The organism is Pseudoalteromonas shioyasakiensis (assembly GCA_013391845.1).
In the GTDB taxonomy this organism is placed as follows: Bacteria; Pseudomonadota; Gammaproteobacteria; order Enterobacterales; family Alteromonadaceae; genus Pseudoalteromonas; species Pseudoalteromonas apostichopi.
Map to the genome: position 1 here is coordinate 816364 of CP058414.1, position 6137 is coordinate 822500.

At 39.7% G+C, this 6137-nt stretch carries 8 protein-coding genes (1 of these 8 running past the window's edge); 6 read left to right on the top strand and 2 right to left on the bottom strand.

Going from position 1 to position 6137, the window contains the following annotated elements; genetic code table 11:
• Window positions 1–34: 34 nt before the first annotated feature.
• From HYD28_03730 to HYD28_03745, 4 genes are read left to right on the top strand one after another with little or no spacing between them, the layout of a single operon-like run.
• Complete coding sequence (locus HYD28_03730) at window positions 35–1009, top strand: serine/threonine protein kinase (protein ID QLE08145.1); 975 nt, start codon at window positions 35–37, stop codon at window positions 1007–1009.
• A gap of 31 nt (window positions 1010–1040) precedes the next feature.
• Complete coding sequence (locus tag HYD28_03735; GenBank protein ID QLE08146.1) at window positions 1041–1664, top strand: thiol:disulfide interchange protein DsbA/DsbL; 624 nt, start codon at window positions 1041–1043, stop codon at window positions 1662–1664.
• An 18-nt stretch (window positions 1665–1682) separates the two neighbouring features.
• Complete coding sequence (locus tag HYD28_03740; protein QLE08147.1) at window positions 1683–2321, top strand: thiol:disulfide interchange protein DsbA/DsbL; 639 nt, start codon at window positions 1683–1685, stop codon at window positions 2319–2321.
• Between the two features lie 57 nt (window positions 2322–2378).
• A complete protein-coding gene (locus tag HYD28_03745) occupies window positions 2379–2831 on the top strand; it encodes a DUF523 domain-containing protein (protein ID QLE08148.1) in 453 nt (150 codons plus the stop codon).
• A gap of 2 nt (window positions 2832–2833) precedes the next feature.
• Here HYD28_03745 and trmA read toward each other — a convergent pair whose 3' ends face one another.
• On the bottom strand, window positions 2834–3931 hold the full coding sequence (trmA, locus tag HYD28_03750) for a tRNA (uridine(54)-C5)-methyltransferase TrmA (GenBank protein QLE08149.1): 1098 nt from the start codon (window positions 3929–3931) through the stop codon (window positions 2834–2836).
• A 164-nt stretch (window positions 3932–4095) separates the two neighbouring features.
• On the opposite strand from trmA, the gene HYD28_03755 reads away from it, so the two are divergent.
• Together HYD28_03755 and HYD28_03760 are read left to right on the top strand one after the other, a co-directional pair.
• Window positions 4096–5232 (top strand): DUF5610 domain-containing protein, encoded by a 1137-nt coding sequence (locus HYD28_03755; GenBank protein ID QLE08150.1) that lies wholly within the window; start codon window positions 4096–4098, stop codon window positions 5230–5232.
• Between the two features lie 44 nt (window positions 5233–5276).
• Window positions 5277–6071 carry a glutamate racemase gene (locus HYD28_03760; protein QLE08151.1) on the top strand — a complete coding sequence of 265 codons (795 nt, stop codon included), beginning with the start codon at window positions 5277–5279 and terminating at the stop codon, window positions 6069–6071.
• Here the strand turns inward: HYD28_03760 and HYD28_03765 are convergent.
• Window positions 6034–6137, bottom strand: partial view of an RNA-binding protein gene (locus HYD28_03765; GenBank protein ID QLE08152.1) — the final stretch only. 376 nt of this gene lie beyond the right edge of the window; only the last 104 of its 480 coding nucleotides appear in the window; the start codon falls outside the window, past its right edge; it ends in the stop codon at window positions 6034–6036. The genes HYD28_03760 and HYD28_03765 overlap by 38 nt on opposite strands.

Consider the following 6137-nt stretch of genomic DNA (forward strand, 5'->3'; position numbering starts at 1 on the left):
GGATTTTCCCGCTTTTTTTATATGATGAGACATTATGAGTAAATTTAGTTTTGTTGACCTTACACCCGATTCAATTTTAGATGCAGTTGAAAGTATCGGTGTCTATGCTGAATCAGGACTGCTGGCATTAAATAGCTACGAGAACCGTGTTTATCAATTTAAAGCAGAAGATGGCCAACGATATGTTGTTAAGTTTTACCGACCAGAACGCTGGAGTAAGGCGCAAATCTTAGAAGAGCATGCGTTTGCATTTGAACTTGCTGAGCCCGAAGTGCCGGTTGTTGCGCCTGTTATTATCGAAGGGCAAAGCTTGTTTGAGCATAATGGCTATTTGTTTACGTTATTCCCTAGTGTGGGTGGCCGCATTTTTGAAGTTGATAATTTAGATCAACTCGATGTGCTTGGCCGTTTAATTGGTCGAATGCACCAGGTAGCAAAAGCAAAGCCATTTGAACATAGGCCTGTGATCAGTTGCGAAGAATATCTTCAGACAGCTAAAGTTCAGTTACAGGCAAGTAACTTGGTGCCAATGACATTAGAGAACGCCTTCTATACAATTTTAGATTTGGTAATCAAAGAAACCACACAACAGTATAAAAATGTTGAAACTATCCGCCTGCACGGTGACTGCCATGCTGGTAATATATTGTGGTCTGGTGATGCATTGATGTTCGTTGATTTGGATGACAGCCGACAAGGACCTGCCATTCAGGACCTTTGGATGATGCTCAGTGGCGATCGTAACAACCAACTGTTACAGTTAGACACTTTAGTGGCTGCCTATGAAGAATTTTGTGACTTCGATCACAGCCAATTAAAACTGATAGAACCACTCAGAGCGATGAGAATGGTGCATTACATGGGGTGGTTGGCAAAAAGATGGGATGATCCAGCATTCCCACGGAACTTTTCATGGTTTGCTGAAGACAAATACTGGGAGCAGCAAATACTAGCGTTAAAAGAACAGCTTGCAGCGCTACAGGAAGCACCATTAAAATTATTACCATAAATTTTTAAAAGCTAATAAAGACGAGAAAATAATGTTTAAAAAATTAAAGTTAAGTCTACTCATTTTATGTTTACCTTTTGCAGCCCTTGCTGCTGATTTTGAAGCAGGTAATCAATATGAAGTTTTAAAAGTTGAGAAAAGTGCAACACCGCAAGTAACCGAGTTCTTTTCGTTTTATTGCCCACACTGTTTTCAGTTTGAGCCTGTAGCAAAAGCATTAACTGCAAGTCTTCCTGAAGGTACCGAGTTTGTAAAAAGCCATGTTAACTTTTTAGGTGGTGTATCTAAGCAAACACAAAGTAATTTAAGCTATGCCTACTTAATTGCTAAGCAACATGGCAAAGCAGAGCAAGTTGCTGACCAAATTTTTAATAGCATCCACAGACAACGCGCTTTACTTAAAGACATGAAAGACGTTAAAGCATTACTTGCGACCAATGGTATTAGCAACGATGTGTTTGATGCTGAAATTGCAAGCATGCCAGTGATTAGTGCTGAAAAAGCGATGCAAGATAAACAGCAAAAATATTCTGACATGGGTGCGTTAACAGGTGTGCCTACTTTTATCGTAAATGATAAATATAAAATCAATTTAAATACCATCAAAAGCCAGCAGATGCTTGATGAGTTAGTCGAATTCTTATTAAAACAATAATTTTGGAGTAAAGAAGTAATGATCAAGTTAGTAAAAGCTGTATTAATGGCTGCCACGCTAGGTTTAGCGGCAAATGCCTCAGCTGCTCAATATGAAGAGGGCAAGCATTATGAAACGATTGATGCACGCGCTTCTAAAAAACCAGAAGTAAAAGAGTTCTTCTCATTCTACTGCCCACACTGTAATAACTTCGAGCCAGTAGTGAAAGAGCTTAAAACACTTCTTAAAGAGGGCGTAAAGTTCAAAAAGAGTCATGTTGATTTTTCAGGTCCTCGTGACCCAAAAATTCAAACTATCTTAGCGCAAGGATATGCGACGGCTAATGTGTTACCACAGAAAGACGCGTTAGTAGCCGCTGTGTTTAATCATATTCACGGTAAACGTGCTCGTATTAACGAACTAGCAGACATGAAAGACATCTTCGTTTCACAAGGTGTATCGGCTGAAGATTTTGATAAGTACTACAACAGCTTCTCTGTACGTACTATGGCTTCTAAAATGAAACGCGACCAAGAATACTACCAACAAAAAGGTGCTTTAAAAGGTGTTCCAACTTTTATTGTTAATGGTAAATATCGCGTGATTATAGGTGCGGATTCAGGTATTAGCGATGCAAAGAGCATGGCAGACTTAATTAATTACCTAGCTGATAAATAAGTTTAGTTTAATTAAAATTAAAGCTCCGCACGCGGAGCTTTTTTATTGGTAAAGCAAATGCAAAAAATACTAGTTTCAAGCTGTTTGTTAGGAAACCCTGTTCGTTATGACGGGCAATCGCAAAACTTACTTCATCCTGGCTTAGAAACTCTAAAACAGCAGGGAAGGCTTATTGCATTCTGCCCTGAAGTAGCTGGTGGCTTACCTACACCAAGGCCGCCAGCAGAAATTAAATTGGGAAGAGTACTCACCAAAGATGCGCAAGATGTCACAGTGCAATTTGCTTATGGTGCAGAACAAGCTTTTAAACTTTGCCAAAAGCAAGGTATTCGTTATGCCTTGTTAAAAGAATCAAGCCCGTCATGTGGTCGCAATACGGTTTACGATGGTAGTCATTCTGGAAGGAAAATTTCAGGGATGGGGTTAACTGCAAAGCTGTTAACTGACAACAATATAGAAGTGTTTAGTGAGCAGCAGTTGCCAGCACTATTTAAAGCGCTGGCAGACTAATTTTATTTACGCTGTAAAAACACACCTGATTCAATGTGATGGGTGTAAGGGAATTGATCGAAAATAGCAAAACGCTTTACTGCATGGGTTTTGCATAAGTGGTCAAGGTCACGCTCTAGGGTATCTGGATTACACGAGATATAAATAATATTGTCGTAGTTCGCAACTAGGTCGCAAGTCAGTGTGTCCATGCCAGCACGTGGTGGGTCCACCAAGATTGTTTGGCAGTTATAGCTTTTCAGATCAATGCCATCCAAACGAGAGAAAGTGCGCTCGCCTTTCATTGCTTGAGTGAACTCTTCACTCGACATACGAATGATATCTAAGTTTTCAACCTTGTTCTGCGCGATATTGTATTGTGCAGAGTAAACCGATGATTTTGAAATCTCAGTCGCTAATACGCGGTCGAATGAATCTGCAAGAGCAATGGAGAAATTACCATTCCCGCAATATAACTCCAGTAAGTCATTGCTAAGTGGTTGGCAAAGCGCTTGTGCCCACTCTAGCATCTTGATGTTCACTTTCGCATTTGGTTGAGTAAAGCTATTTTCGACTTGTTGATAGATAAGCTCTTTACCGTTTACGTTTAAACGCTCAATAACGAAATCATTACCAATCACTTCTTTTTGCTTGCGAGCACGGCCAATAAAATCAATTTTAAACTGTGTGCTAAGTTTTGCTTTAAGCTCTTTAATAGCTTGTAGCCACTGCTCATCTAATTGTTTGTGGTATAACAAACTAACTAGAATCTCGCCACTTAAGCTTGAAAGATAATCGATTTGAAACAGCTTGCGACGCAGAACTTCATTGTCTTTTAAGTTTTCGATCATGGCTTGCATGACTTCACCCACTAAAGGCGCTGCAGGGTCAAACTCGTCAACACGGATCTTTTCTTTAGTTTGTTGATCAAACATGATGTGAAAAAGGTCTTCGCCTTCATGCCAGACACGAAACTCTGCACGTTGGCGGTAATGAATAGGGTCAGAGCCAAACACTTCTAATTTTTCGACCCCAAAACGTCTAAACTGTGAGGTGATGCGCTGCTCTTTCTCACTCAATTGTGCATCATATTGAGCTGTATCAATTTTTATAACCGCCATGGCTGATTACCTTTTATCTCTTAGCTTTATAACGGCGCTATTGTAGGGAGCGCTGAGGATTTGTCTAGTTTTGTTATTTATTTTAGTGTCGTTTTTTTATACAAAAAACTTAAGTTCTGTGGTTTTTGGCCGATAATGAGTTAACCATAACATGGAGTCGGATCATGAAAATTGGCAACCTAGGCTATATGCCTAATACAAATGTGAATAAATACAATGGCAAACAGGCATTGCAGCAGCCTACTATTCAAAATCGTCAAGATAGTTACCAGCAACGAGGCCGAGAGCTGGCTGCTAAAGTTCTTGATGATAAACTTGCTGAGGCACTAGGTTTACCTAAAGCCGAAGAGAAAAAAGATAAACCACTGTTCGACTTTGAAGAGATCGTTAAAAACGTTCTCGACTTTGTTGGCGGTGCGCTTCGCAAAGCAAAAGCAGATGGTGCTGATGATGAAAAGCTCAAAGGTATGCTTGGTGATGCACGAAAAGGTGTACAAATGGGCATCGACGATGCTTATGATGAGCTAAAAGGGTCAGGTATTCTTAATGATGACATCGAAGAGGGTATCGAAAAGTCTAAAGAAGGTATCTATAAAGGTATTGATGAATTAGAAGAAGACTTGTTCAATCCTAAACCAAATTCGGTTTCAGTAAGCCAGGCCCAATACGTTAGTTTAAGTAATAATGCAGAATACACTTTCACTACTGCTGAAGGTGATGAAGTGAGTATTAGCTTTGCTGATGCATACGAAAGTAAGTCAGCAAGCGGCTATAGCAAAAATGGCGATAACGAAGCGTTTGTCAGTGAATCTTCTCAATCACGTGACTTATCATTCTCGATGACAGTCAATGGTGATTTAAATGAGCAAGAGCAGCAAGCTATCAATGAATTGATGGAAGACTTGCAGAGTGTTAGCGAAACATTCTTCTCTGGTTCATTAGAAGACGCCTTTGAACAAGCTAAAGAGTTGAACTTAGGTAACGAGCAACTCGTTGGCTTTACCATGGATCTGAAACAAACAAAAACAGTTGCTGCTATAAAAGGGTATGAAGAATATAAACCATCCCCTGAAAAAGAAGTCGCTGATAAAATAGCGCCATTTAATGACGATTTGAAACAAGCGTTCAATAAAGCGGGTGAGTTAGGTTTGCAAAATGAACTTGCTGGTATCTTACAATGGTTAAACCAAGATAAAGAAGAAGTAAGCAAGCTGGTGGATTATACCAAAGCAATGTTTGAACAAATGAATAAACTACGTTCGGCAACTGAAGAAGCTAACCCTTTCTTTATTTTTATATAGCTGCATGGCAAACTGCTGGCCTTTGATAATCCGAGGTAAGCAGTTTGTCAGTTCATATAATGGTGTTTGATTCTGGTATAGGTGGGACAACCGTACTTGAACAGATCCAAGCACTGATCCCAGATGCTGATTATAGCTATTTTATGGATAATGCTTTATTGCCATATGGCGCGCAAAGCCAGCAAACGATCATAACCCGCCTTTTTGCGCTACTACAGTTTATCGAAATAGAAAAATTACACGTAGATATCCTAGTAATTGCGTGTAACACCGCCTCTACATCTGCATTAGAAACTATTCGCCCGTATACAAATATAGAAGTAGTTGGTGTTGTGCCTGCGATAAAGCCAGCAAGCGCTTTAAGCAATAGCAAACATATTGGTTTGTTGGCAACGCCATCGACGACCAAGAGCCACTATACTGCAAATTTAATTAGTACTTATAGCCAAGGCACTCAAGTCAGTTTATATGGTTCAACTGAGCTGGTGGAAATAGCAGAAACACTGTTTCATACGCAGACACTCAATAAAGAAAAACTTGAAAAAGAATTGTGTGGTCTAGCTATCGCAGAAGATATAGATGTATTGGTACTTGGCTGTACACACTTTCCATTATTAGCAAATGCGATTAATGACTATTATAAACAACGGATCTTACTTATAGATTCAGGCAAAGCGATTGCTAATCGCGTTAAAAGTTTAATTGAACTTCGGGGATACACAGTAACCGGAGATAAAAAAAAGCCGCTGCACTTTTATGCAACGGCTCCTATTTGTCACTCGCAATTAAACGTTGAGCTGATTACGCTGACTGATCAGATCCCTCACGGAAGCTATTAGTCTCGTTCTCTTGTTTTTGTTTTGCTTCACGTACTTTTAAAGTACGCTGTTGGAATTCGCTATCAT